The organism is Luteibacter anthropi (assembly GCF_023699965.1).
Lineage (GTDB): Bacteria > Pseudomonadota > Gammaproteobacteria > Xanthomonadales > Rhodanobacteraceae > Luteibacter > Luteibacter anthropi.
The window spans coordinates 1503230-1529957 of the sequence record NZ_CP077072.1; the positions used below are offsets into that span (position 1 = coordinate 1503230).

The window sequence follows — 26728 nt, forward strand, 5'->3', positions numbered from 1 at the left end:
GACTACTTACAGCTGGTTTAGGTTGAACGTAACGGGGACACGTGCATAGCCTTCGACGGCCTGACCGCCTCGCTTGCCCGGGTTGAATCGCCAGTTCCTGGCCGCATCCTGCGCTGCCTTGTCCAGTTCGCGGAAACCGCTCGACTGGTCGACCTGGATGTCCTTCGGCGCACCGTCGACACCCACGAGGACCAGAAGTACCACCGTACCCTCATGCCGCTGACGTACCGCCTGCGGCGGATACTTTGGCGGGTTGCGCTGACGGTACGACAGATTCTCGCTCGGCGCGATATCCGCCGGCGGTGCAGGCGGCGCGGGAGGCGCCGGCGGCGGGGCCGGAACGGCATTCGTGCTCGCTTCTTCCACTGCCGGCGGCGGCGGAGCCGGCGGCGGCGGTGTCGGCGGCGGCTTCACCTGCTGAATGATCTTCGGCGGCGGCTGCTTCGGCGGCTCCGGCGGCGGCGGCGGGGGAGGCGGCGGGGGCGGCGGCGGTTCGATAAAGTCGACCTGCACCACCTTCTCCTTCTGCTTTTCCTGCGTCTTGGGCGGCGCCATGGGCGCGACCAGCACAAGGAAAGCGAACGAGTGCAGCGCGATGGCTACTGCCAACGCACTGGTGCGCCCCCAACTGAACGGCGCTTGGCCGGTTGATTCGTTACTTGAGGCCATCAGTCACACTATCAAGAGCTAATCAAGCGGAAGTGAGACCCGCACTGCACTTCCGGCGTTCGGCGATTGACATTGCCGAAAACGCAGGTTTCTGCAAGCGGAAAGATATGCAAGTTACACCAGCATATGGCGTTTGTATAGCACCTGAAGGGAAGATTTATGGCTTGCCATGTGATCTCCTTCAGGCACTTTACAAATGCCTGCCGATTACTTTGCAGTTTTCAACCAGGCGTTAGCCTTGGCAGCAGTTTCAGGGTCCTGAGCCGCGAGCTTCATGTCCGCGATAGCACCCTGCTTGTCTTTCTGACCACGCTTGGCTTCCGCGCGCACCATATAGGCCTGGCCCTTATGCTGCACACCCTTGCTGATGGCGTCCGTCGCGGATTTCTGGGCGGCGGCGTACTGGTTTTCCTGCAGCTGGACGCGCGCGGCCTTGAGGGCCGGCTCGCCATTGGTGGCGACCGCGGCGGCCTGCTGGTAAGCAGCCAGGGCGCCCTTCATGTCGTCACCGGTGACAGCGGCGTCACCGAGCAGGTTGTAGTTGTCGGCGGTCTTCTGAATAACGCCCTTGGAGAAGCCTTCGTTCAGCACGGCCACGGCCTTGCCTGCATTGGTCTTCTGGCGATCCTGGTTTTCCTGGCCGTCGATCAGGTAGATCTTGGCGAAGTTGATGTACTGCTTTTCGTCCTTGATGGCGCCGGCGGCCTGCGCCTTCTGGTAGAGCGCGATCGCGTCCGGATACTTCTGCGCCTGGATCAGCGCCGAGGCGGCGTTGTTCAGCGCGGTGGAGTCGTTCGGGTTCTTCGCGAGCTCGTCGGAGGCCATGGCGGCGGCCTTGTCACCCTGGCCGGTTTCCGAGTAGCTGGCCATCAGGATCTGGTCCCACGAGGCCTGCGGCTTGGCGTCCGGCATGGCCTTCGCCTTGGTGATGGCGTTGATGGCGTCCTGGTACTTCTCGAGGCGGTAATCGATGTTGCCCTCGAGGCCGTAGGAATCGGCGGTTTCCTTCTTGCCCTCGTTGCGCCACTCCTGCAGCGACTGCAGGGCCGGTGCGTACTGCTCGTCGGCCACGAGGAACTGGGTGTACATGTACTTCAGCTGGAAGTAGGTGTCGTTCGGCATGACGCCGATATCGAGCGCCTGCTTCAGCGTGGTGATGGCGCCCTTGATGTCGCCATCGTTGTATTTCATGTTGGCCAGGCCCTGGAGGGCGAGCGCCTGGGCGTACTTGCTGCTCGTGCCCGAACCGTCGGCCAGCGGCGTGAGGATCTGGGTGGCCTTGTCCTTGTCGCCGTTGTTGGCGGCGTCGAGGCCTTCATTGATGGCCTTCTGGTCCTTCTCGCTCTTGAGGTCGAGCTTGGGCTCCGTGCGAGTGGCGTTCGGGTACAGCGCCTCTTTCTTGTCCTTGGCCGGCGTATCGCGTGCAACCACTGCGCCGCTGACAAGAGAAAGTGCGATCGCGGTAGCGAGCGCCATCTTGCTGAAGGAACCCTGTTTCATTGACTGGCCTCTGTTGAAGGACTCGTCGCACGGTGTAGTGCTCCGGGGGACTACAGAGGTTAACCCGATTCGATTCCTAAGAACAAGTCGCAGCGCCACAAAAATTTACTGTCAAAACAATGACTTGTTAGAAGAATGTTGTGAGGGGTCCGGAATCGCGTCTTTTGGCTCTTGAAAACACCGTTTTCATCCCCCTTCCGGAACACACCGCAGAAAACGCGAAGGCCCGATTGTCCGGGACAATCGGGCCTTCGTTTTCATCGTGATGTCGCCGGTGTTACACGTCGAGGTTGGCGACCTTGAGTGCATTGGACTCGATGAAGTCGCGACGCGGCTCCACGGCCTCGCCCATCAACATCGAGAACATCTGGTCGGCGGCCACGGCATCCTCGACGCCCACCTGGAGCATGCGGCGGGTTTCCGGATTCACCGTGGTCTCCCACAGCTGCTCCGGATTCATTTCGCCCAGACCCTTGAAGCGCTGGATGGTGCGGCCCTTCTTGGCTTCGTCGAGCAACCAGCTGCGCACCTCGGCAAAGCTCGTGACGCCTCGCGACGCATTACCGCGCCGAACCACGGCGCCCGGCTGCAGGCGAAGTTCGGCCAGCTGCTCGGCCATGGCATGGATGGCACGGTATTCAAGGCCGTTGAAGAAGGCCTGCGGCACGATCCAGCTGTGGCTGAGGCCATGCTGCATGCGCTCGATTTCCACCGCTGCACCCTGCTCGTTCAGCGCCGAACGGAAGCGCAGCTTGTAGGTGGGCTTACCCAGGCCGCTGGCACGCAGGCGCGTCGCCACGCCATCCAGCCACGCCTGCATGCGTGCTTCATCGGACCAGAAGGCCTCCTGGAGCGGTGCATGTTCGATCATGGCGTTCAGCGCTGCCGGATCGAAGCGGTGATTGAGGCGTTCGATCTGGTCGAGGGCCGTCTGGAAGTCGCGCAGGAGCTTTTCAAGCGTGACGCCATCAATGCCCGGAGCGCCCTCTTCCGGCATCAGCGACGCATTGTCGACCGCGCTGGCAATCAGGTACTCGTTGAGGACGGCGTCATCCTTGATGTACATCTCCTGCTTGCCCTGCTTCACCTTGTACAGCGGCGGCAGGCCGATGTAGACATGGCCGCGCTCGATCAGCTCGGGCATCTGGCGGTAGAAGAAGGTAAGCAGCAGCGTACGGATGTGGGAGCCGTCCACGTCCGCGTCGGTCATGATGATGATGCGGTGGTAGCGCAGCTTGTCGGGGTTGTATTCCTCCTTGCCGATGCCCGTGCCAAGCGCGGTGATCAGCGTGCCGACTTCGGCGGAGGAAATCATCTTGTCGAAGCGGGCCTTCTCGACGTTGAGGATCTTGCCCTTCAAGGGCAGCACCGCCTGGGTACGGCGATTGCGGCCCTGCTTCGCGGAACCGCCTGCGGAGTCACCCTCGACCAGGAACAGTTCGGACAGCGCCGGGTCCTTCTCCTGGCAGTCGGCGAGCTTGCCCGGCAGGCCGGCGATGTCCAGCGCGCCCTTGCGGCGGGTCATCTCACGGGCCTTGCGGGCAGCCTCGCGGGCGCGAGCGGCATCGATCGCCTTGGAGGCGATGGCCTTGCTCTCGCCCGGGTTTTCGAGGAGGAACTCGGCGAGCTTGTCGTTGACGACCTGCTCCACGGCCGTCTTCACTTCGCTCGAAACCAGCTTGTCCTTGGTCTGCGAGGAGAATTTCGGGTCTGGCACCTTCACCGACAGCACGGCGATGAGGCCTTCGCGCATGTCGTCGCCCGACAGGCCTACCTTGGCGTTCTTGGCCAGGGCTTCCTTCTCGATGTAGCTCTGCAAGGTACGGGTGAGCGCCGCACGGAAGCCCGTGAGGTGGGTGCCGCCGTCACGCTGGGGAATGTTGTTCGTGAAGCAGAACATCGTTTCCTGGTAGGCGTCGGTCCACTGCATGGCGACTTCGACCGTGATGCCCTCGGAGAACGAGCTGAAGCTGATGACCGTGGGATGCAGCGCGGTCTTCAGGTGAGCCAGGTGCTGCACGAACGACTTGATGCCACCTTCGTAGGCGAAGATGTCCTTGCGGTCGTTGCGCTCGTCCACCAGCTCGATGGTGACACCCGAATTCAGGAAAGCCAGCTCGCGCAGGCGCTTGGCCAGGATGTCGTAGTGGAATTCGTTGTTGTTGGTGAAGGTGAGCTTGCTGGGCAGGAAACGCACCATCGTGCCGCGCTTGGGGCTGTCGCCCGTGGCCGAGATGGGGGCCACCGGCTCGCCATGGGCGTATTCCTGGTTGTGCTCTTTGCCGTCACGCCAGATGGTGAGCCAGAGCTTTTCGCTGAGGGCATTCACCACCGAGACGCCCACGCCGTGCAGGCCGCCGGACACCTTGTAGGAATTGGCGTCGAACTTGCCGCCCGCGTGGAGCACCGTCATGACCACTTCGGCGGTCGAACGACCTTCTTCCGGATGAATGTCCACGGGAATACCGCGGCCATTGTCCGAGACGCTGGCCGAGCCGTCCTGGTGGATGGTGACCGTGACGTAATCGCAGTAGCCGGCCAGGGCTTCGTCGATGGCGTTATCCACCACCTCGAAAACCATGTGATGGAGGCCGGTACCGTCGTCGGTATCGCCGATGTACATGCCGGGGCGCTTACGAACGGCTTCCAGGCCCTTGAGGACCTTGATGCTGCCAGAGTCGTAGGCGTTCGAATTCGTCGGATCGATAGGTTCGTTCATGCGATGCCTGGTGATGGCGCCAGAGAGCTGCCCCGCTGCGGCGCGAGAAGCTTCGGGACAGTCGGTCGATTATAGCAAAGCCGTCACGGCACCCTGTTCCACGTGGAACACAGTGGCCGGTTGGTCGACGAGGGCTACGGGGATCTCGGTTCCCGTGATGAGGACCTGGACATCCCGCCCGAGAAGTTGGGCCACAACCCACTCTTGATGGGTACGATCGAGCTCGGATGCAAGGTCATCCAGGCAGACGACGGGCCATTCTCCACGGATTTCAGCGTGAAGCGACGCTTGTCCGAGGAGGCAGGCCAGGGCACAGAGTTTTTCTTGCCCACGGGACAGGTGCTCTCGCAAGGGCGCGTGCTCGAAGGCGACCGAAAAATCTGCCCGGTGAGGTCCGGCGGTGGTGTGACCGCGGCCCATGTCCCTGTGGCGCCGTTCCAGAAGCGTAGTCGCCAGATCGGTCGTTTCGTCCCAGCCCGATTTATAGCGGATGCTGAAGGTGCCGAGTTCGGGAAGAACCTTGGTCATGAAGCCCTGGATATGGGGAAGCAACCGGTCGAGATAGCCCTTCCGGAAGGCGGAAATGGATTCCCCTGCCCCGGATAGTTCGTTTTCCCACGGATCTATGAGACTGGGGTCCATGGGCGGACCGCTTCGAAGCAGGGCATTTCGTTGTTTCAGGGCACGTTGATACCGGCGCCACTGTGAAACAAAACCATGTTCCACGTGGAACAAACCCCAGTCGAGGAATCGCCGACGTTCATCCGAAGCCCCCGCGATCAAATCGTGCGAACCGGGCTCAAAACACACCACGGCGCATTCCTGGACAAGTGCCCCGAGTGAAGCGGCCGAATCCCCATCCACCCTGGCCTGCCACCGGCCACTTTCACGGCCCAGGCCCAGCCGACGGGTACGGCCGTCGTTTGCAGAGACCTCGGCAAACACTGAAAGCGATGATGCACCGCGCTTCAGGAGGACATCCCGGGAACCCGCGCGAAACGAGCGACCGTGGGACAGCAGATAGGCGGCTTCAAGAACGCTGGTCTTCCCTGCCCCGTTCGCACCGACAAAAACGTTGATACCGGGCGCCGGTGTCAGCGACACGCCATCCAGGCAGCGCAGACCATTGATCCTCAGCGTTTCGAACTTCATTCCCGGAACATCCCCAGCCTGTAACGAAAAACGCCGGGGTGTCGAAGACATCCCCGGCGTCGTGGGCCGAACTCTACCTTGTTCGCCCGTCAGAGGCGAAGCGGCATCACCACGTGGCGGGCCTCGTCGTTGCCCTCTTCCTGCAGGAGACAGCTGGACTGCGCATCGCGCAGGTTCAGGCGAACTTTTTCACCACGCAGGGCGCCCAGGGCGTCCAGCAGGTAGCTCACATTGAAACCGACCGCCAGATCTTCCACGGAGGTCTCGGCTTCCACTTCTTCCTGGGCTTCTTCCTGCTCAGGATTGTGGGCAACGATCTTGATGCGACCGGCCGACAATTCCAGCTTCACGCCGCGATACTTTTCGTTCGAAAGAATGGCGGCACGCTGAAGCGCACTGCGCAGCACATCGCGTTCGATCGTGGCCTGCTTGTCGGCGCCAAGCGGAATCACCGCTTCGTAATCCGGGAAACGACCGTCGATGAGCTTCGAAGTGAACTGCACGCCACCGCGACGGACACGCAGGTGGTTACGGCCGAATTCCAGCTGGACGGTGCCATCCCCGGCTTCAAACAGGCCGACAAGTTCATTCACGCCCTTGCGGGGAATGATGATCTGGCGACGAGCGGATACGGCGCTTTCCAGCTTCGTTTCCTTGAGCGCCAGGCGGTGGCCATCGGTGGCGACGCAGCGCAGCGTGTGTTCCTGCAGATCCAGCAGCATGCCGTTCAAGTAGTAACGGACGTCCTGGTTGGCCATGGCGAAGGACGTGCGATCCATCAGATCACGCAGAACTTCTTCCGGAAGCGTCACACGCTCAACCAGCTCGATCTCGTCGATGGTCGGGAATTCATTGGCGGGCAGCGTGGCAAGCGTGAAACGGCTCTTGCCTGCGTTCAGCGCGATGCGTTCGCCATTCAACTTGATGTCGATGTTCGCACCGTCCGGCAGAGCCCGGACGATATCGAACAGCTTGCGGGCCGGAATCGTGATCTCGCCGTCCTGGACCTTGTCGGCCGCAGTGGTGGCGATCATCTCGACTTCGAGATCCGTGCCGGTAAACGAAACCTCGTTGCCGGAGACCCTGACCAGGAGGTTTGCCAGCACGGGTAACGTCTGACGGCGTTCAACGACGCCAACAACCTGCTGGAGGGGTTTGAGCAGTACTTCCCTCTGGATGCTGAATTGCATGCGTCCCCTACTCCTGCTTTTAAATGTTTTTAAAGATTTTATGTAGTGGTTGTAGGGCCGGTGGATATCTTGAGAAGTCCAAAAAAATTTATCATTTCATGAACTTAGCTAAAAATATCGACTAGCCAAACTATCCGGTTTCATGTGGGTGTCTTGTGGATAACTCCGAGGTCCAGAATCATCCTCCGTCCATCCACCTATTATCCACAGCTTCTCAGCCCGTCAATATGCGAATGAGCTGCTCCCAGTCCTGCCTCATGCGCACGTCCTTCTCGGTAAAACCGCGGATCGTCCGGCAGGCATGGAGCACCGTCGTGTGGTCACGGCCACCAAAGGCCTCACCGATCTCAGGCAGGCTGTGCTCGGTCAGTTCCTTGGACAGGGCCATGGCCACCTGTCGGGGGCGCGCCAGCGAGCGCACACGGCGTTTGGAGAGCAGGTCCGAAAGACGTACCTGGTAGTAATCGGCCACCGTCTTCTGGATGTTCGGCACGGTGACGGCCTGCGCGTGCGTATTCAGCAGGTCGCGCAGGGTCTCTTCGGCGAAATCTGTGGTGATCGGACGGCGATAAAAGTTCGCTCGCGCGGCCAACGTATTGAGCGCGCCTTCCAGGTCGCGCACGTTGGAGCGGATACGCCGGGCAAGCAGCATCGCGACGTCTTCGGAGACTTCCATCTCCTTGTCGGCCGCCTTGGAAAGCAGGATGGCCGCGCGGGTCTCGAAGTCCGGCGGCTCGATCGCCACCGACAAACCCCAGCCCAGGCGCGATTTCAGGCGCGGCTCGAGCTTGTCCAGTTCCTTCGGGTAACGGTCGCAGGTGAGGATGATCTGCTGCTTGGCCTCGAACAGCGCATTGAAGGTGTGGAAGAACTCCTCCTGCGTCGTGTCCTTGCCGGCGAAGAACTGGATGTCGTCGATCAGCAGCGCATCCACGGAGCGGAAGCGACGCTTGAAGTCGTCCATGTTCTTCTGCTGCAGGGCCTTCACCATGCCGCTGACGAACTGTTCCGAGCGAAGGTAAAGCACCTTCGCCTCGGGGTTGTTCCGCAGCAGCATGTTGCCTGCCGCGTGCATGAGATGCGTCTTGCCCAGGCCCGTGCCGCCGTAAAGCAGCAACGGGTTGTATGCCCTGCCGGGATTCATGGCCACCTGCATGGCGGCGGCCTTGCCCAGCTGGTTCGATTTGCCTTCCACGAAGGTCTCGAACGTGTAGTGGGGATCGAGGTTATGCACATGCGCAGGTTCTGCCGGGGACAGATCCTCCACGCGCGGCATGACGGGCGCCGGTGCCGGCGGTGGTGGCGCCACGGATGACGCCGGCCGTGCCGGTGCCGGCCGGCTGCTGCCGAACGAGCCGATTTCCAGGCGTACAGGCGTGGCCTGGCCGCTCAGGTGCACGACGATGGCCTGGATTTTCGCCAGGAACTGCTCGCGGACGGTGTCCAGCGAGTACGGGTTAGGTGCGTAAAGATGCAGTCCGAAGACGTCTTCCCGGGCCTGCAAGGGCATCAGCCAGGTATGGACATCCTCGGCGCTCAATTCGCCTTCAAGACGCTCGAGACAGCGCCTCCACAGATCACTCATCAGGTATTCTTGCCACGGAAAGGGGCGCGTACGCGCGGGGTGGACACTCAAGTCTACCAGCGTTCCGTCCCCCACTCGGAGTTCGCCCCGGCGTAGCTCCGCCATCTGCCCGTGCCCAAGCGGTTGACAGTCTTCAAGATTGTCCCGCATACTCTCGGGCCTTTTTCACTCTTTACCCCGGATGTAAGCGCCATGAAGCGTACTTACCAGCCCAGCAAGCTCAAGCGCGCCCGTACCCACGGCTTCCGCGCTCGCATGGCCACCGCCGATGGCCGCAAGATCCTGAACGCGCGTCGCGCGAAGGGTCGCAAGCGTCTGATCCCGTAAGCGGTTCGCCAGTCGTGCGAGCCGCAGCCCTGCCGCGCGATGCGCGGCTACGCCGCGCCGCCGACTTCGCCGCATTGCGAACAGTCAGCGGTCGCCTCGGCGGCCGCTGTTTTCTTTTGCGCTTCGGAAACAACGAAGCCGGTACGGCCCGGCTTGGTCTGGCGATTTCCAAGCGCTGTTCGAAGCGGGCCGTCGATCGCAACCGCATCAAGCGCCTGGCGCGTGAGGCGTTTCGTCGCGTGCGCGAGGACCTACCACCCGTGGATATCCTCGTGATGGCCCGCGATACGGCGGTGAAAGAGACCGGTGCGAACCTCCTGGCCGAGCTGGACACCCTGCTCCGTAGGATCCGGCCGTTGAAGCGCGAGGGTGCCGACGGCACAATCGCGCGTTGATCTATCAAGCCCACCCGCCTTCTCCGGCCAGCCGGCCGAGGCGTCATCCGGATCTGGCCTAAGCAATGAATCAAACGCGCACGCTTCTTTTCTTCGCGCTCATGTTCGTGGCGTACCTGCTGTGGACCGAGTGGGAAAAGGACTACGGTCCCCACCCCCAGGCTGCCACGCCCGCCGCGCAGACCGACGCCGGCAAGAACGCGGACGGCAGCGTCCCGGGTGCGGCCAACCCGGCCAACGTGCCGAACGAATCGGCGGCCAGCGACGGCAAGGGCCAGCTGGTCACCCTGTCCAACGACGTGCTGCGCCTCACCATCGATACGCGTGGTGGCAGCATCGTTCGTTCGGAACTGCTCGCCTATCCGGACGAGCCGGTTACTAAGAAGAATCCCACGCCGCCGCCGGCACGCCTGCTGGACGACAGCCCGGAGCACTTCTTTGCCGCACAGGACGGCCTGGTGAGCAACACGGGTGCCGCGCCCGATCATCGTGCGCTGTTCCAGGCCGCCACCACCGAAGCAAAGCTCACCGATGGCGAAAAGTCCGTCAGCCTCGACCTGACCTGGACCGATCCGTCGGGCATCAAGGTGGTGAAGCGCTATACGCTGGGCCGCACCACCTACGTGGTCGATTTCGATCAGCGTATCGAGAACGGCTCGTCCGCCACCTGGACCGGCAACGCCTACCAGCAGTTGCAGCGCGTGCCGGCGCCGAAGGCGAACTGGTTCAAGGCCTATACCGATCCGGCGCAGCACAGCTTCTTTGGTGCCGCCTGGTACAGCCCGGAAAACAAGTTCGATTCGCTGTCGTTCCTCGACTTCGCCAAGAAGCCGCTCAACCACGCCTTCAGCGGTGGCTGGATCAGCATGATCCAGCACTACTTCTTCGTCGCGTGGATTCCGCCGGCCGACCAGACCGTTACCTATAGCAGCAGCATCGTCGATCCGACCTCGGCCACGCCGCGCTATCTCGTACGTGCCTTCGGCCCGGCCATCCAGGTGGCGCCCGGCCAGAGCACCGACAGCGTTGCGCGCCTGTACATCGGTCCGAAACTGCAGGGCACCCTCGATGCCGTCGCGCCGGGCCTTGAGCTCACCAGCAACTACGGCTGGCTCACCATCATCGCGCAGCCGCTGCACTGGCTGCTCTCCCAGCTGCACGCCATCAGCGGCAACTGGGGCGTGGCGATCATCCTGCTCGTGCTGATAATCAAGGGTGCGCTGCTCAAGCTCACCGATGCGCAGTTCCGCTCGGGCGCCCGCATGCGCAAGCTTCAGCCTCGTGTCCAGGCGCTCAAGGAGCGCTATGGCGACGATCGCATGAAGATGCAGCAGGCGATGATGGAGCTGTACAAGAAGGAAAAGATCAACCCGATGGCAGGCTGCCTGCCCATCCTGATCACCTTCCCCATCTTCATCGGCCTGCTGCGCGTGCTGTCCGAGTCGATCGAACTGCGCCACGCGCCGTTCTTCGGCTGGATCCACGATCTCTCGGCACCCGATCCGTTCTACGTGCTGCCGGTGCTGTACTTCCTGGTCACGCTGCTTACCCAGCGCATGATGTCCACGGTGGGCATGGATCCCACCCAGGCCAAGATGATGAAGGTGATGCCGCTGCTGTTCGGTATCTTCTTCGCCTTCTTCCCGTCGGGCCTGGTGCTCTACTGGACCGTCAACGGTGCCACCAGCCTGCTCCAGCAGTGGTGGATCAACCGCAGCGTCGACAAGGCGCACGAGAAGGCACGCACCGCGTGACCTTCCGGGCGGCGCGTCTTCCGACGCGCCGCCTCGTCATCGAGGACATCGCATGACCGACGGCGTCGACACTATCGCGGCTATCGCCACAGGCGCCGGCGCGGCGGGTGTCGGTGCCGTTCGTGTTTCCGGGCCGCTCGCTCCGGCTATAGCCACGCGCTTCCTCGGCCGCGAGCCGGCACCTCGTCATGCGCACTTCGCGGCTTTCCGCGATGGTGCAGGCGAACTGATCGACCGTGGCATCCTGTTGCACTTCCCTGCCCCGCACTCCTACACCGGCGAACACGTCGTGGAGTTGCAGGGCCACGGCAGTACTGTACTGCTCGATGCCTTGCTTCGTCGCTGCATCGAGCTCGGTGCGCGGCTCGCGCGTCCGGGTGAATTCACCGAACGTGCCTTCCTGAATGGCAAGCTCGATCTTGCCCAGGCCGAAGCGGTTGCCGACCTTGTCGCGGCAACATCGCAGGCCGGTGCTCGTGCGGCCTTGCGTTCGATGGAAGGCGTGTTCTCCGCGCGTGTCGACGACCTGCTCGCTGAGCTCATCGAACTGCGCGTGCATATCGAAGCGGCCATCGATTTTCCCGAAGAGGAGATCGACTTCCTTGCAGACCCCATCATCGGTGACAAGCTTACATTGCTGCGCCATCATCTTGATGAACTGCTGACTGAAACGCGACGCGGTGTCCGTTTGAACGACGGCATCGCCGTTGCCATCGTTGGCCGTCCCAATGCGGGCAAGTCGAGCCTGCTCAACGCACTGGCCGGCGAAGAGCGCGCCATCGTTACCGACATCGCCGGCACCACCCGCGACGTACTTCGCGAAGCGATCCATATCGATGGCGTCGCACTTGAACTGGCCGACACGGCAGGCCTGCGCGAGTCTGATGACATCGTCGAACGCGAAGGCATTCGTCGCGCACGCGCACAGCTCGAACGCTGCGATGTCGCCCTCCTCGTCACCGACGAAGCACATGCCGATACCGATCAGGCCTTTTTTCATGGTGTTCCGGCACACGCCGCACGTCTGGTCGTGATCAACAAGATCGACCTTGCGAGTCGTCATGCGCAACGTGAAGGCGATACGTTATGGCTTTCGGCGCGCACGGGCGAAGGTCTGGGTGCGTTGCGTTCACGCCTGAGGGAACTCGCCACGGCCGGCGCCGGCGAGGGCGCCTTCAGCGCACGGCGCCGTCATGTCGTTGCGCTGGAATCCGTGCGTGGATACCTGGACCACACGGCCGACGCCCTGCATGGCACCCGCTCCGGCGAACTTGCCGCCGAAGAGCTCCGGCACGCGCAGCAGGCGCTGGGCGAAATCACCGGCACCTACTCGTCGGACGATTTGCTCGGAGCGATCTTCGGGTCATTCTGCATTGGGAAGTGAGGTGGGGCTCAAGGACATTCATTGAAGTCTGCTGATGCGCCATTAATTCGCATAAATAAAGGGGTTTCTGTCTGCTGAGTGATTCGGTGATACAGTCAAAGCCATCGCTGTTCGGGCCCCTGTACGGGGCCCAGCTCACTGTATAGCCTTCCAGAAGACCGCCGCGTTCGTCGAAAAATTCAAGGGGTAGGTGGGCAGATGTAACCGGCCAGAGTTATCGAACTGGCGTTAAAGCGTGCCTGGTCGACGTACAGATCACGTGGAGATACTCGGTATGAATGGCAAAAAATTGATACGCAACAGCACAGCCGAGTTTCTGATCTTCACTGGCCAGGCTGGCGAGCAGAGCATCGAGGCCCGCTACGAGGACCAGACCCTATGGCTGTCGCAGAAGCTGATCGCCGAGCTATTTGGTATAGATGTACGTACCGTCAGCGAGCACCTGAAGAACATCTTTGCCAGTCAGGAACTTATGCCTGAGGCAACTATCCGGAAATTCCGGATAGTTCAGCAGGAGGGCCAGCGGGAAGTATCACGGTCGGTGGACTTCTACAGCCTCGACGCCATCATTTCCGTCGGCTATCGGGTCAACTCCATACGTGCGACACAGTTTCGTCAGTGGGCGACCGGCGTCCTGCGTGAGTTTGCCATCAAGGGCTATGTGCTGGATCGTCAGCGAATGGAAAACGGCAGCTTCCTGGGCGAGGATTACTTCGAGCGGCTGCTGGCGGAAATCCGCGAGATCCGTCTCAGCGAGCGACGCTTCTACCAGAAGATCACCGACATCTATGCCACCAGCGTGGACTACAACAAGGACGCGCCGACCACCAAGGCCTTCTTCGCCAAAGTACAGAACAAACTGCATTACGCCATCCACAGCCATACCGCTGCAGAGTTGATCCGCAAGCGGGCCGATAGCAGCAAGCCACATATGGGATTGACGTCCTGGGCGGGCGCGCCCGAAGGCAAGATACTGAAAACTGACGTGGCCGTGGCCAAGAACTACCTGACCAAGGACGAGTTGGATTCATTGGGTCGTATCGTCAACGCCTATCTGGAACTGGCCGAGGATCGTGCTCGCCGCAAGATTCCCATGAGCATGGAAGACTGGTCCAAGCGGCTGGACGCCTTCCTAGAGTTTGATGACCGGGAAGTACTACAGAACAGCGGCAAGATTTCTGCGAAACTTGCCCAGACACATGCGGAAAGTGAATTTGAGAAGTACAGAATTGTGCAGGATTGCCTGTTTGAAAGTGACTTCGACAAAGCAGTGAAAAAACTGGCAGCCGATGAGGCGAACATCAGAGATGATAAATAAACCTCTGGTCCGCTTGCTGCCTGAGGCGGCCTGTGATCAAGTTGTACGCTGACACATCGCGCCCAACGGGAGAGCGAGAAGCATCCATCAATGGCTATCCGTCGCTACCGGAGTACAGCTTTGTTTTTGGACTCAAGAATCGATCCAAGCGTGTTAAAGGAATTAAAAGCTACTTTGAACAACAATAGTGATGCATCGGAGGCGTCACTTCTGCATCAACAGGTAGCACGGCCGGGCGGGCCATCCGTCAGGAGCCACTGCGCCCTGACGCAGGGAACTCAGTGGGAGCAACCGTCTGCATCACGGCGTCCACCAGCGTACGTGACCACACGTTCTTTGCACTGCCGTTGGTGAGATAGACGATGATGTAAGCACGCTCATCAAGCGGTTCCTTGAAGATGATTCGGACCCGGCTGCGCGCGCCGCCATCATGCCCCACTTCGCGATAGCCATGGCTCTCGCCATAGTCCCAGCCTGTCGCGAACCAGCCACGCTGGCCTGTGGACAACTCGCGGGGTTGCCATGATCGCTGCAACGTTGCCTGGCTGACGAGCTTTCCTGACGCAACAGCCTGCATGAAGTGTGCGAGGTCGCTCGCGGTCGTATAAAGCTCAGCGTGACCGTATGCATACGATGGCCACGCAATGGCGGCATCTTTCTGAAGCCTGCCATTCTTGCCGGTGTACGCCGTTGCCCGAAGATCTTGTGGAACATCGGAAGGTCCCAGCCACGTGTGCTTCAGTTGCAGCGGCCGGATGATGCGTTCCTGGACAACCTGTGGATAAGGCTTGCCATAGCAAGCGGCGAGTAGGGCCGACAGCACCAGGTAATTGGTCTGCGTGTAACGGGTCTCCGTGCCGGGTACGAACTGTAGTGGAGCGTTCGCCAGGGAAGCAAAGACCGCGGTTATATCGGGCGGAAACCTCGTGTCGGCGGCCAGTTCCTCGCCTTGCCGCTCCCGAAGTACTCGGGAACACCCGAGGTGTGATCGAGAAAATCCCGCACGCTTATGTGCTTCCATCGTTCGGGAAGCCCCGTGACGTACTCACTGGCCGGTCGGCTCAGGTCGAGCCTGCCCTGGTCGGCCAGCTGCATGATCAACGTGCTCACGAAAAGCTTGCTGATTGAAAATGCGGGGAACACGCTGTCGTTCTTGACGGGGCGATGGCTGTCGATGTCGATCTGCCCATCCACGCCGCTGAAGATCACCTTTCCATCGTGCATCACGACCAGGGCCTGGCCCGCGATACCGTAATGCTGGCGATTGGAGCGCATCAATGCCTGCAGTCGCTGTGAAAGATCGTTTTGTTCACCAGCGGCAAATGATGGCGCCATGCCTGTCATGAAGAGCAGGAGCGTCGCGACCACGCGAGCCCTGACCGATCGGTTATCGAAGATTCGCATGACGAATCCTCAATGAACAAAGAACGCAGTACGAGCGACGCCCGCATTGTTGCTTGATCCCATCCATGCGCTGACTTCCAGTTCGTAGAGTCCGTGGGAGTCGGCAGGAATATCCGCAACGAAGACTCCCGTTGCGGCATCGAAGCGCAAGGGGATGAGCCTTGCCGCCCCACCATCGATGACCAGCGAGGCCCGCACCTCGGTATCGCTGGCACGCCAGGGCCCTGCGGCGGTGATCGCGCAGCCGCACAGCATCGTCACCCCGACGCGCACCGGCACGGTCGTACCGGCTTTCACCGTCTGATAAGCCAGGGGGCTGGCCACGTCCACGATGAGGCCCGGCAGTTCCATGAGCCATCCATCGCCGGCCGTAAGGGAATGCCCGGGCAGGATCCATTGCGTACTGGTTGCCGTGGTCGTCGCCTGCGGCTGGCTGAGCGGACCGGTCACGCTCAGGGTGACCCGGCGCGGCCGGTCGAGATCGAGCGACGTGTGGAACACGGCCGATCCCTCCGTGGATCGCGTTCCGCCCTGCCCCATGATCTTCGCGGTGTCGCCGGTCGTACCGGTGGTCTGCCCGTGGGCAAGTACTTCGCCCGTGTCGGCATCGGTAAGGACCACACGCACCGGTGCGGCATAGCCGCCGAGGAACTTGGCGCCGCGCGCCAGCACGCGGACATCCACCTCGGTATGGGTCGCCCGGGCGACACCGAGCAGGGTAAAAAGCAGGCACAAGGCCAGGGCGGACAGGATGCGCATGAGCGGGTTTTCCTCGCAGAAGTGCCACGGGTGGCTTCGGGAAAATCCTGGGGCCTTCTGCCAGAATGGTCCACCGACATGTCATGAACTCGCCTGACATGTCGTGACCGTCAAGGGATTCAACGCGTTACGCGGGGGTAGGCACGATGCTTCGCTTTGACGATATCCGTCTCGACCCGGTCCTGTTGCAGGCGTTTCGGGGCGACGTCCCGCTTGATGCACCGCCCCAGGTTGTCGAGGTGCTGGTTTACCTGGTTCACCATGGCGAACGGATCGTGCCACGCACGGAGCTGCTCGAACGCTTCTGGCCACGTGCGGGTACCGGCGGGGATGCGGCCCTCAATACCTGCATTCGCCGGATGCGGACCCTGCTGGACGACGATGCCGAAGCCCCCCGCTATATCCAGACACGGCCTCGCGCGGGCTATCGTTTTATCGGCACGCTGTCCGGCGACATGCCGGTCGTGCCGCCAAGCAGGCCCTGGTTTTCCGGCGCGCGCATGGCCATGGGCGGTCTGTCGGCCGTGATCCTGCTCGCTGGTGTGCTCTGGGCCCATGCCGCTATGCGCACGTCGTCGCAGCGTATCGCCGTGGAGCCCGTGCAAGGCATGTGCGAGTACGTGCTGTTTCCGAACTTCAACGCGGGTCTGCGTGAAAGTCTTGTAGCGAGGGTGAGTCGCGGATTGCCGGAGGGTTACAGCATCGCCACCGATCCGGCCGGTGCAGACCTGCATGCCCGCGTCAGCGTGCGGCAGACACCGCAACAGACCGTCGCGGTCATAAGTCTGCTGGATGACAGCAAGGGACGCATCGTGTGGTCGGGAGAATTCGCCGAACCCACCGACACGAACGACTATGTACCTCTCCAGGGCGTGCTTGCCGATCGCATGGCAACCGACCTGCTGATCGCCCTCGGCAAGCGCTCGTGAAAAAGTTATCAACAGGCTTCGATGGCGTTGCCTGAGGTGTCGCGACGATCCACCGCCACCGACACGCCCCACAGCAGCAGACCACCCAGCGCCAGCACGCTGCCGACCCAGCCGGGTGAGGTCCAGCCGTAACCGTTGGCGATGGCGAGGCCACCAAGGAATGGGCCCAGCGCGTTGGCGGTGTTGAATGCGGAATGGTTGAGCGAGGCGGCCAGGCCCTGCGCATCGCCGGCCACATCCATCAGGCGGGTCTGCAAAACCGTGCCCAGGGCGCCGCCAATGCCGATCAGGAAGACGGTAACGCCCAGAGTCCAGACGTTTCCGGCCGTGAACGGGAAGATCGCCAGGATGACGAGACTCCACAGCAGCAGGCCGCCGGCCGTGCGCATCAGGGCCCGGTCGGCGAACACCGGAACCACCATATTGCCCAGGGTCATGCCGATACCGAACACGCCCATCACCCAGGGCACGGTGTCCAGCGACATGTGCGTGACGTGCAGCAGGATGTCGGCGAGATAGGTATAGACGGCAAACATGCCGCCGAAGCCGATGGCACCTATCCCCAGAGTTATCCACACCTGCGAGCGCTTCAGCGCACCCAGTTCACGCAGGGGGCTGGCCTTCGCATCGGCCGGCGTGTCCGGCGCAAAAGCGAACACCGCGCTCAGGGTGGCGATGCCCAGCAGTGCCACCAGGGCGAAACTCCAGCGCCAGCCGACGGCCTGGCCCAGCCAGCTGGCTAAAGGCACCCCGACGACGGTGGCAAAGGTGAGGCCGAGGAACATCTGGCCTACGGCGCGGGTCCGCCGGTTCGGCGGTACCAGCGAACTGGCCACCAGCGCGCCGACGCCGAAATACGCACCGTGCGGCAGGCCCGCGAGGAAGCGGAACACCAGCATCCAGTGGTAATTGGGCGACAGGCCGGTCAGGCCGTTGAACACCGTGAACATCGCCATCAGCAGCAACAGCAGGCGGCGGCGCGGCAGGCGCGCGCCGAGCACGGTGATGATCGGCGCACCCACCACCACACCCAGCGCGTAGGCGCTGATTGCATGGCCGGCCGTCGGCGCATCGATGCCCAGTCCCTGTGCAAACAGCGGCAGCATGCTCATCGAGGCGAACTCGGTGGTGCCGATGGCAAAGCCACCGACGGCCAGGGCGAGGATCACCAGGCCCACATGGGGCGCGCGAACGGGCGGTGCCGCCCGGCTGGAGACAGGGGAGGAAGACATCGAAGGACTCGTTGCAGGCGCGTACGCAGGGGATAGCGATGCGATGTTGCAGTGCATCACGGTCAAGCATACGGCTTTTCGGAGTCAAACGGGCTAAATCGCAGGGTGAATCAGGCTCATCGATCCCGTCGGCGCATGCAGGTCCAGACCACGATGGCGGCGAGGGCCGCCACCGCCCCGGCGAGCAGGAAGGCATGGGCAAAACCGATGCCGTAGCTGGCGTGGGCCAGGGCGTCGAAGGTGGCGGCCGGTGTCGCCGGGGACGCGGCCCGGGCCTGTTCGAAGTCGCCCACCACCAGCCGGTCCAGCGCCATGCCCGACAAGCCCAACCCCGCCTGGGAGAACTGCTGCACGGCGGCGTCGTGTACGCCGGAGGCCAGGGCGGCGCCCAGGGTGGCGAACCCCAGCAGGATGCCGGCGAACCGGGCCGTGGTGGAGATGCCCGAGGCCATGCCTGCGCGGTCGGCCGGCACCGTGCCCATGATGGCTTTCTGGGTCTCGCCGTTGAGCAGGCCGCCCCCCGTACCCAGCACCGCCATGCCGGCGACGAGCCAGTTGGCATCCCCGCCCCCGGCCGCCAGCACCAGGATGGCGTTGCCGATCGCCGTCACCACAAGGCCCAGCGCCAGTATGTCGTGGGCCGCCAGCCGCTGGCCGAGACGACGCCCTACATGGGGGAATACCAGCATGGCCAGTGCAAACGGCAGCATGCCTATCCCCGCACCCAGGGCGTCGTCACCGCGCGCGTTCTGAAGGAACAGCGGCAGCAGCGAGGCCATCACCTGGGCGGCGGCGGCATAGGCGAACATCGCCAGCACCGCGCCCACGAACGGGGCGCCACGGAACAACGACAGGTCCAGCATCGGGTGGGCGCGATACCGTTCGACGACGACGAAGGTGACACCCAGCGCGATACCGGCCGCCAGCCGTCCCAGCACGGTCGGGCTGGCCCAGCCGTGGGCGGGGCCGCCGATCAGGGCCCAGGTCAGGCAGAACATGGCGCCGGAAAACAGCAGCATGCCGGGCAGGTCGAGCGTGCGTGGCACCGGGTCGCGCGATTCGGGAATGACTGGCAGCACCGCCAGGCCCAGCACGAAGCAGATCGGTGCATTGATGTGGAAGGCCCAGGGCCAGCCCACGTAACAATTGATGAGGCCACCGGCCAGCGGCGACAGCACCATGGTCAGCCCCATCACCGTACCCCAGGCCGCCCAGGCGCGGGCGCGCTGCTGGGGCTCGGTAAAGGCGTGGCCGATGATGGCCAGCGCCGGTGCAATCTGGAAGGCGGCGCCGATGCCCTGCACGGCGCGTGCGAGGTACAGGGCCGCTGCGCTCGGCGCGAGCCCGCAGGCCACCGAGGACAGGCCGAACACGGTCAGGCCGAACAGGTATACGCGCTTGCGGCCATAGCGATCGGCGATGGCGCCCGCGGGCAGCAGCAGGGAGGCGAAGCACAGCACGTAGCTGGTGATCACCCATTCGATGTCGGCAAAGGAGGCGTGCAGGTCGTGCGCGATGGTGGGCAGCACGACCCCGACCACGTTGGTATCGAGCACGGTGAGCGCGCAGCCGGCGGAGGCGACGATCAGCAGGGCGCGTTGGGCGGCAGAGGGGTTCATGGACGGCAGGCGCAGCGATGGGAAACCCATTGCAGCAGTCGTCCACGTTCATCGCATTGCCGCCAGGGTGGCAGTTGGTTAGCTTCTGCCTAAGCCCGGCCCCAGCTCCTGCAGCAGATCGATGAAGGCGCGCAGGGCCGAGGTGACCTGGCGCTGGCGCGGGTAATACAGCATGAACCCCGGATAGGGCGGCAGCCAGTCGTCCAGCACGCTGACCAGCTGCCCCTGCCGGATGAACGCTTCCACCTGTTCCTCGAAGACCAGCATGAAGCCTATGCCGGCAAGGGCGGCATCCAGGGCGGATTCGAAGGCGTTGAAGGTGCAGCGCCCGCGGACATCCACCTCCAGCTTCGTTTCACCCTGCTCGAACTCCCAGTGATAAAGACGGCCGCTGGGAAACCGGAAACGGATGCAATCGTGCGACAGCAGGTCGTAGGGATGCGTGGGGATGCCACGCGCGGCGATGTACTCGGGCGTGGCCACGCAGATGCTGCGCTTCGGCCCGCCGAAGGGCACGGCCACCATGTCCTCGGGGATCGACTCATGGAAGCGCACGCCTGCGTCGTAGCCATCCGCGACGATATCGATCATGCCGTTGTTGTCCACCGCCTCGAAATGGATGTCCGGATAGCGGCGCAGGAAGATGGGCAGCACCGGCGGCAGCAGCAGCCGACCGGCCACGCTGGGCATATTGATCCGCAGGGTGCCCGCCGGGGTACCCCGGAACTCGTTCATTTCCGCCAGCGCCTCGCCTACGTCGCGCAGGGCCGGTTGCAGGCGTTCGAGCAGGCGCTGCCCCGCTTCGGTGAGCGAGACACTGCGGGTGGTGCGGTGGAACAGGGTCACCCCCAGGCGTTCCTCCAGCCCGCGGATGGCATAGCTGATGGCCGAGGTGGACAGCGACAGCTCCACCCCTGCCTTGCGAAAGCTGGCATGGCGGGCGACGGCCGCGAAGGCGGCAAGATGGGAGAGATTGTCCGGTCGCATGATTATCTAGGATATCTCAACGATTCGTTGCAAAAATCCCGCTGGCCCGCCGGATTGTTGAAGTTTATGGTTTCCTGATTTCCCACCCGGTTGAGGACGACACCCATGTTCGAAGTACGCGGATATGCCGCCAAGGACGCTAAGTCCCCCCTCGTCCCTTTCAATTTCCAGCGCCGCGACGTTGGCGCGCACGATATCCACATCGAAATCCTGTACAGCGGCATCTGCCATTCGGACCTGCACCAGGCCCATAACGACTGGGGCAATTCGATCTACCCGATGGTCCCCGGCCACGAGATCGTCGGCCGTGTCGTGGCGGTGGGTGCGCAGGTTAAGAAGTTCAAGGTGGGCGATATCGCCGGCGTGGGCTGCATGGTGGATTCCTGCCGTGAGTGCGCGTCGTGCAAGCGCGACCTGGAGCAGTACTGCCTGAACCACACCAGCTTCACCTACAACGGCACCGAGCAGGACAAGAAGACCCCGACCCAGGGCGGCTACTCCACCGACATCGTGGTCGAGGAGCGCTTCGCGGTGAAGATCTCGAAGGATCTCGACCTCAAGGCCGTTGCTCCCCTGCTCTGTGCCGGCATCACCACCTATTCGCCGCTGAGCCACTGGAAGCAGAACGTCGAAGGCAAGAAGGTCGGCGTGATCGGCCTGGGTGGCCTGGGCCACATGGGCGTGAAGTTCGCCAAGGCCATGGGTGCCCACGTCACCATGATCACCACCTCTGAAGCCAAGGGTGCGGATGCCAAGCGCCTGGGCGCCGATGCGGTGCTGGTGTCGAAGGACGCCGAGGCCATGCAGAAGGCCGCCGCCAGCTTCGACTTCCTGCTCAACACCATTCCGGTCAGCCACGACATCAACCCGTATATCGCGCTGCTGGCGCTGGACGGCGTGATGGTGCTGGTGGGCGTGCTCACGCCGGTCGATCCGGTGTTCGGTGGCGGCCTCATGCTGCCGCGTCGCTCGGTGGCCGGTTCGGCCATCGGCGGCATGGCCGAAACCCAGGAAATGATGGACTTCTGCGCGAAGCACAACATCGTGTCCGACGTGGAAGTGGTGGACATGGCGTCGGTCAACCAGACCTACGAGCGCCTGGTGAAGAACGACGTGCGCTATCGCTTCGTGATCGACATGGCCACCATGAAGGACGCGCCGGTCGCGGCCTGATGGCATGCGTTCCGGGCCGTCCACGGACGGCCCGGAACGGTTATCTTCGGCGCCGGCAGAACCTGGAATTGTTCCGTTGAAGCGCTTCTTTCGTTACCTGGCGATCCTCGCCGTTGTTCTCGTCGTTTTCCTTGGTGTCGTTGCCCTCACTGCGTGGCCGAACGTCGGCGCGCTATCGCAAGGGCACGAGCTGGCGCGCGACGAAGCCTCACCGCAGTGGCATGGCGGTCGTTTCGCCAATCCGCAGCCCATGTTCATCGACCTCAAGGGCGGCATCCTCCAGCTGTTCGCATCGCGACCGGGCGAAGAGCCCGATGCGCCGGTGCCCACGGTGGATTCCACGGCAGCGTATCGCACGCCGCCGGCCAGCGGCCTGCGCGTGAGCTGGTTCGGTCATTCCTCGATGCTGCTGGAGATCGACGGCACGAATGTCGTCGTTGATCCCTTCTGGAGCGAGCGCACTTCGCCGTTCTCCTGGCTGGGCCCGAAGCGCTGGTATGCGCCGCCCGTGTCGATCGACCACCTGCCGCATGTCGATGTGGTGGTGATCTCCCACGACCACTACGATCATCTCGATCGTCCATCGGTGCAGGCCTTCAACCGGCGTGGCGTGCGTTTCGTCGTGCCGCTGGGCATCGGCGCGCACCTGGAAGACTGGGGCGTTCCCCGTGAACGCATCACTGAACTGGACTGGTGGCAGGACACGACGGTGGGCACGTTGCGCATCGTGTCCACGCCATCGCGCCATGCGTCGGGACGCCTGAACGGCAACAGCGGCCACACTTTGTGGACGGGCTTCGCCCTGCTCGGTCCGGCGCATCGCGTGTTCTATTCCGGCGACACCGGCATGAACGACACCTTCGTCGATGTCGGCGAGCGCTATGGCCCCTTCGACGTCAGTCTCATCGAGACGGGTCAGTACGACGCTCAGTGGCCCGACTGGCACCTCGGTCCGGAGCAAGCGGTGCAGGTACACCAGGAAGTGCGCGCGCGCACCATGATCCCGGTGCACTGGGGGCTGCTCAAGCTGGCGCACCACGCCTGGACGGAACCGCCGGAACGCGTACTCGCCGCCGCCCGCTGCGTGCATGCTGACGTGCTCATCCCCGAACCGGGCCAGGCGGTGGAACCGACTACGCATCCGGTCATCCCGCGCTGGTGGCCGTCCATACCGTGGCATAGCGCCGTCCAGAGCCCCATCGTCGCCACGCATCATGGCGACCCGGCCGATCGTTTCGCCCCGTTGGCCTGTCCGTAAGGATCAGGCCACGCCCTCGGGCAACACGATCCGCGTGCGCACCTCTCCGAAGGGCGCTCCGGTGGCTTCGTCCACCACGATGGCGTTCGCCCGCTCGCCCGTGTCCTCGTTGACCAGGTAACTGAGCGGCGCGCCGCAGCCGTTGTGGCGGCGGCCCCACTCGCCGATCGCCGCCAGGATCGGCAGGAATTCCCTGCCGGCCTGGGTCATCACGTATTCGTCGCGAGGCGGCCGCTCGTTGTAGCGGCGCTTTTCCAGCACGCCCACGTCCGTCAGCGCCTTCAGGCGACGGGACAGGATGTTGGGCGCGATGCCCAGGTTCGAGCGCAGCTGGTCGAACTGGGTCTGCCCACGCCCTACTTCGCGCAGGATCAGCGCACTCCACGCGTCGCCCACCAAGGCCAGGCCCCGGGCGATCGGACAGGTGCCGGAAGAAAGTTTCTCGGGGTCCATTGCAATATGGTAGCGACGTCCCTATCGTACCGCAACGCAGTCACTATCGTTTTGATATCTACTGGTACGGAGAGATCCCATGAGCAATCAACAGAGCAAGGGTACGGCGCTGGTCACCGGCGCCTCCGGCGGCATTGGCGAGGTGTATGCGGAGCGTCTGGCCGATCGGGGTTACGACCTCATCCTTGCAGCGCGCCGCACGGATCGCCTTGAAGCCCTGGCAGCGAAGCTGCGCGAACGCACCGGCCGCCAGGTCGAGGTGCTGCGCGCCGACCTGTCCCGGCGCGCGGACATCGAGGCGCTGGAGCAGCGCCTTGCCACGGATGAGGCCATCACCCTGCTGGTGAACAACGCGGGCATCTCGCTCAACGGCAGCATCCTGGAAAATGGCGCCGACGCCATCGAAAGCCTGCTCACCATCAACGTCACGGCACCAACCCTGCTGTCGGCGGCGGCGGCCAAGGCATTCAAGGCGCGCGACAAGGGCGGCATCATCAACATCGCCTCGGTGCTGGCGCTGGTTCCGGAACTGTTCGACGGAATCTACAGCGGTAGCAAGGCGCACCTGGTGAACGTGACGCTGGGTCTGGCGAAGGTCCTGCAGGGCACGAACGTGCACGCGCAGGCGGTGCTGCCCGGCGCTACCCGCACGGAAATCTGGGACAAGTCAGGCAAGGATGTCGATGCCCTGCTACCGGGCAAGGTGATGGAAACCGCCGACCTCGTGGACGCCGCCCTGCTGGGCTACGACCGCGGTGAAGTCGTGACGATTCCCACCCTGCACGAGGAAGGTCATTTCCGCATCTACGACAGCGCGAGGAAGATCATGGCACCACTGCTGTCCAACAAGGACGTCGCACCGCGTTATCGCGCATGACGCAAGAGGCGGTCGCAGGCGGGGCCTGCGACCGCCCGTCTCTTACGGCTTCGGGGTGATCCGGCGCAGCATGCCGTCGCCACCGCCACGCACGTACCAGATGCTGCCATCGGCGGCGACCTTCAGCGCGCGCACGCTACCGGTATAGGTGCCCTTGGCATCGCGACCGTAGCGCTCCACGCCCGTCACGTTGCCCGAGGTATCGAGGATCACGCGATACAGCGCGATCGACGAGGTGGAACCCAGTAGTGCGGAGCCCTTCCACTGCGGGAACAGGTTGCCGTTATAGAAGGCCAGGCCCGAGGGCGACATCGAGTTGGTGGTGGGGAACCAGCCCCAGTACGCCGCCGGCTGCACGTACTGTGGTGCCGTGTCGTGACGCGGATACGGCTGGCCCGGCATCCAGGCATCGCCGTTGTAGTGATTGCCGTTGCTGACCAGCGGCCAGCCGTAGTTGCCGCCCTTCACGATGAGGTTGAACTCATCGCCGGAAGCCGGGCCCATCTCGGTTTCCCACAACTTGCCGTCGGCGCTGAACGCCAGGCCGTACGGATTGCGGAAGCCGCTGGCCCAGATCTGGCCGGCCACGCCAGGCTGTGATGCATTGGGGTTGTCGCTGGGTGTGCTGCCGTCGAGGTTGAGCCGGATGATCTTGCCCAGGCCGGAGTTGGGCAGCTGCGCGGTAAAGCCACGATCGCCCTTCGCATCCGGGATGTCACCATCGCCGGCCGAGAGGAACACGTGCTGGCCATCCGGCGCGAAGGCGATGCGTGCGCCGGGCTGGCCGCGCACCGAGTAATTCGACGGCTCCTGCCAGACCACCTGCAGGTTGGCGAGCGATGCGCCCTGTGCCGATTCGTCCAGGCGTGCCTTGGCGAGGGTGAGGTGGTTGTTGCCGTCGGTGGCCTTCGCCACATAGCTGAACCACAGCGTGTGGTCCTGTGCGAAGGTCGGCGATGCAGCCACATCGTGGAAGCCGCTCTGGCCGCCGCCGCCGTTGGCACCGACCGAGGTCGGCAGGCCCGTGATCGAGGTCTTCGCACCGGCGGTGGTCACCACGTACATGTGGTCGCTCTTCTCGGTCACTACGACGCGACCGTCGGGCAGGAAGTCGAGACCCCAGGGGTTGTTGAACGAAGCGACATCGGCGATGACGAACGGTGCCGGCGGCTCGGTCTGCGCACCGGCGACGCGTGCGTTGTAGGACGTGGTCGGGCCGTTGCCCGGATTCTGCGGGTTGCCGTTACCTGGATCACCGGGGTTGCCAGGATTACCGGGATCACCCGGGTTGCCCGGATCACCGGGCGTGGAATCGTCTGCGCCGAACACCTGGAATTCAAACAGCGAATAGCCGTACTGGGTGGTGCGCGTGAGTCCGTACATGCGCACATAGCGCGCCTTGGCCGGGGAGAAATCCAGCGTTTCGCTGCCACCCTTGCTGGTGGGCTGGGTAGCGACCGGCTGCCAGCTCTGGCCGTCGGTGGAGACATCGATGTGATACATCCCCGCGTGCGCACGCTCCCAGTCGAGCGTGACGCGGTTGATCTTCTGCACCGAGCCCAGGTCGACCGAGATCCACTGCGGATCGGAGGCGGCGGACGACCAGCGGGTGTCCATGCGTCCATCGTTGACGTTGTCGGCCTTGAAGGCGATGGCGTTCTCGGTGCTGCTCGCGGTGACGGGGCGATGAAGCGCGAGGTTGACCGGCGTGCTCTGCGCGAAAGCACAGGGCGCGGTCAGTACGGCGGCTAGCGTAAACAGGATCGGCGATACGCGACGCATGGCAAGCTCCATCTCGGGGAAGGTCGCAAGAAGCTACGCCAGGGGGCGTGCGCATTTTTGACCAAAAAACGCGTCGATGCGCGAAAGCGCGACCCGGTCGCAGATTCTTGTATCCGAACGCCGGGGTTACCTGGCTTTCACGCCTCGCAGGCTGACTTCGTGCTGGCCCTCATAAAGGGTGGCCTGTCAGCACAGACAGGGGGTTAGCGGGGGTTTCAGCGACGATTCGTACAAATGCACGCTAAACTACGGCTTCTGCTCG

At 63.2% G+C, this 26728-nt stretch carries 23 protein-coding genes; 9 read left to right on the top strand and 14 right to left on the bottom strand.

Translation table 11 applies throughout. The features are described 5' to 3' along the window. Window positions 1-6 precede the first annotated feature (6 nt). The 6 genes from KR767_RS06760 to dnaA form a co-directional block, all read right to left on the bottom strand. Window positions 7-555, bottom strand: a complete 549-nt coding sequence (locus tag KR767_RS06760) for an energy transducer TonB (RefSeq protein WP_425483421.1) — start codon at window positions 553-555, stop codon at window positions 7-9. Between the two features lie 321 nt (window positions 556-876). Then, window positions 877-2169: a tetratricopeptide repeat protein gene (locus KR767_RS06765; protein ID WP_250878571.1), complete on the bottom strand. Its 1293-nt coding sequence runs from the start codon at window positions 2167-2169 to the stop codon at window positions 877-879. A gap of 277 nt (window positions 2170-2446) precedes the next feature. After that, complete coding sequence (gene gyrB, locus KR767_RS06770; RefSeq protein ID WP_250878572.1) at window positions 2447-4888, bottom strand: DNA topoisomerase (ATP-hydrolyzing) subunit B; 2442 nt, start codon at window positions 4886-4888, stop codon at window positions 2447-2449. 69 nt (window positions 4889-4957) lie between these two features. Beyond that, window positions 4958-6040 (bottom strand): DNA replication/repair protein RecF, encoded by a 1083-nt coding sequence (gene recF / locus KR767_RS06775; protein ID WP_250878573.1) that lies wholly within the window; start codon window positions 6038-6040, stop codon window positions 4958-4960. 89 nt (window positions 6041-6129) lie between these two features. Next, window positions 6130-7230, bottom strand: coding sequence for a DNA polymerase III subunit beta (gene dnaN / locus KR767_RS06780; protein WP_250878574.1), 1101 nt, complete (start codon window positions 7228-7230; stop codon window positions 6130-6132). Between the two features lie 214 nt (window positions 7231-7444). After that, window positions 7445-8815: a chromosomal replication initiator protein DnaA gene (gene dnaA / locus KR767_RS06785; RefSeq protein WP_250878575.1), complete on the bottom strand. Its 1371-nt coding sequence runs from the start codon at window positions 8813-8815 to the stop codon at window positions 7445-7447. Window positions 8816-9007: 192 nt separating this feature from the next. Between dnaA and rpmH the strand changes: the two genes are divergently transcribed. The 5 genes from rpmH to KR767_RS06810 all read left to right on the top strand — a co-directional run bounded on the left by rpmH (window position 9008) and on the right by KR767_RS06810 (window position 13993). Next, the gene (gene rpmH, locus KR767_RS06790; RefSeq protein ID WP_045828244.1) at window positions 9008-9142 is read left to right on the top strand and encodes a 50S ribosomal protein L34; all 135 of its coding nucleotides are present in this window, start codon (window positions 9008-9010) and stop codon (window positions 9140-9142) included. Window positions 9143-9156: 14 nt separating this feature from the next. Beyond that, on the top strand, window positions 9157-9537 hold the full coding sequence (rnpA, locus tag KR767_RS06795) for a ribonuclease P protein component (RefSeq protein WP_166945662.1): 381 nt from the start codon (window positions 9157-9159) through the stop codon (window positions 9535-9537). 65 nt (window positions 9538-9602) lie between these two features. Next, entirely contained in the window at window positions 9603-11291 is a 1689-nt protein-coding gene (gene yidC, locus KR767_RS06800; RefSeq protein ID WP_250878576.1) for a membrane protein insertase YidC, read from the top strand. 52 nt (window positions 11292-11343) lie between these two features. Beyond that, the gene (mnmE, locus tag KR767_RS06805; protein WP_250878577.1) at window positions 11344-12675 is read left to right on the top strand and encodes a tRNA uridine-5-carboxymethylaminomethyl(34) synthesis GTPase MnmE; all 1332 of its coding nucleotides are present in this window, start codon (window positions 11344-11346) and stop codon (window positions 12673-12675) included. A 274-nt stretch (window positions 12676-12949) separates the two neighbouring features. Further along, window positions 12950-13993 carry a virulence RhuM family protein gene (locus KR767_RS06810; RefSeq protein ID WP_166945668.1) on the top strand — a complete coding sequence of 348 codons (1044 nt, stop codon included), beginning with the start codon at window positions 12950-12952 and terminating at the stop codon, window positions 13991-13993. Between the two features lie 247 nt (window positions 13994-14240). On the opposite strand, the gene KR767_RS06815 is transcribed toward KR767_RS06810, so the two are convergent. From KR767_RS06815 to KR767_RS06825, 3 genes are read right to left on the bottom strand one after another with little or no spacing between them, the layout of a single operon-like run. Then, window positions 14241-15014: a serine hydrolase domain-containing protein gene (locus tag KR767_RS06815; protein ID WP_250878578.1), complete on the bottom strand. Its 774-nt coding sequence runs from the start codon at window positions 15012-15014 to the stop codon at window positions 14241-14243. Then, complete coding sequence (locus tag KR767_RS06820) at window positions 14900-15397, bottom strand: serine hydrolase domain-containing protein (RefSeq protein WP_250878579.1); 498 nt, start codon at window positions 15395-15397, stop codon at window positions 14900-14902. The genes KR767_RS06815 and KR767_RS06820 overlap by 115 nt, the downstream gene beginning before the upstream one ends. A gap of 9 nt (window positions 15398-15406) precedes the next feature. Beyond that, entirely contained in the window at window positions 15407-16156 is a 750-nt protein-coding gene (locus KR767_RS06825; protein WP_250878580.1) for a hypothetical protein, read from the bottom strand. Between the two features lie 146 nt (window positions 16157-16302). Here KR767_RS06825 and KR767_RS06830 point away from each other — a divergent pair, with 146 nt between their 5' ends. Then, window positions 16303-17085, top strand: coding sequence for a winged helix-turn-helix domain-containing protein (locus KR767_RS06830; RefSeq protein WP_250878581.1), 783 nt, complete (start codon window positions 16303-16305; stop codon window positions 17083-17085). Window positions 17086-17093: 8 nt separating this feature from the next. Here the strand turns inward: KR767_RS06830 and KR767_RS06835 are convergent, their stop codons facing one another. From KR767_RS06835 to KR767_RS06845, 3 genes are all read right to left on the bottom strand, one after another. Continuing rightward, window positions 17094-18317 carry an MFS transporter gene (locus KR767_RS06835; RefSeq protein ID WP_250878582.1) on the bottom strand — a complete coding sequence of 408 codons (1224 nt, stop codon included), beginning with the start codon at window positions 18315-18317 and terminating at the stop codon, window positions 17094-17096. Window positions 18318-18433: 116 nt separating this feature from the next. Beyond that, window positions 18434-19966: an MFS transporter gene (locus KR767_RS06840; RefSeq protein ID WP_250878583.1), complete on the bottom strand. Its 1533-nt coding sequence runs from the start codon at window positions 19964-19966 to the stop codon at window positions 18434-18436. Between the two features lie 48 nt (window positions 19967-20014). Beyond that, window positions 20015-20923, bottom strand: coding sequence for a LysR family transcriptional regulator (locus tag KR767_RS06845; protein ID WP_250878584.1), 909 nt, complete (start codon window positions 20921-20923; stop codon window positions 20015-20017). 105 nt (window positions 20924-21028) lie between these two features. Here KR767_RS06845 and KR767_RS06850 point away from each other — a divergent pair, with 105 nt between their 5' ends. Together KR767_RS06850 and KR767_RS06855 are read left to right on the top strand one after the other, a co-directional pair. Beyond that, a complete protein-coding gene (locus KR767_RS06850) occupies window positions 21029-22096 on the top strand; it encodes an NAD(P)-dependent alcohol dehydrogenase (protein WP_250878585.1) in 1068 nt (355 codons plus the stop codon). Window positions 22097-22172: 76 nt separating this feature from the next. Then, window positions 22173-23354, top strand: coding sequence for an MBL fold metallo-hydrolase (locus KR767_RS06855; protein ID WP_250878586.1), 1182 nt, complete (start codon window positions 22173-22175; stop codon window positions 23352-23354). A 3-nt stretch (window positions 23355-23357) separates the two neighbouring features. Here the strand turns inward: KR767_RS06855 and KR767_RS06860 are convergent, their stop codons facing one another. Beyond that, on the bottom strand, window positions 23358-23807 hold the full coding sequence (locus KR767_RS06860) for a winged helix-turn-helix transcriptional regulator (protein WP_166945693.1): 450 nt from the start codon (window positions 23805-23807) through the stop codon (window positions 23358-23360). A gap of 79 nt (window positions 23808-23886) precedes the next feature. On the opposite strand from KR767_RS06860, the gene KR767_RS06865 reads away from it, so the two are divergent. Next, the gene (locus tag KR767_RS06865; RefSeq protein ID WP_250878587.1) at window positions 23887-24684 is read left to right on the top strand and encodes an SDR family NAD(P)-dependent oxidoreductase; all 798 of its coding nucleotides are present in this window, start codon (window positions 23887-23889) and stop codon (window positions 24682-24684) included. 42 nt (window positions 24685-24726) lie between these two features. Here KR767_RS06865 and KR767_RS06870 read toward each other — a convergent pair whose 3' ends face one another. Further along, window positions 24727-26466 (bottom strand): PQQ-dependent sugar dehydrogenase, encoded by a 1740-nt coding sequence (locus KR767_RS06870; protein WP_250878588.1) that lies wholly within the window; start codon window positions 26464-26466, stop codon window positions 24727-24729. Window positions 26467-26728: the final 262 nt, after the last annotated feature.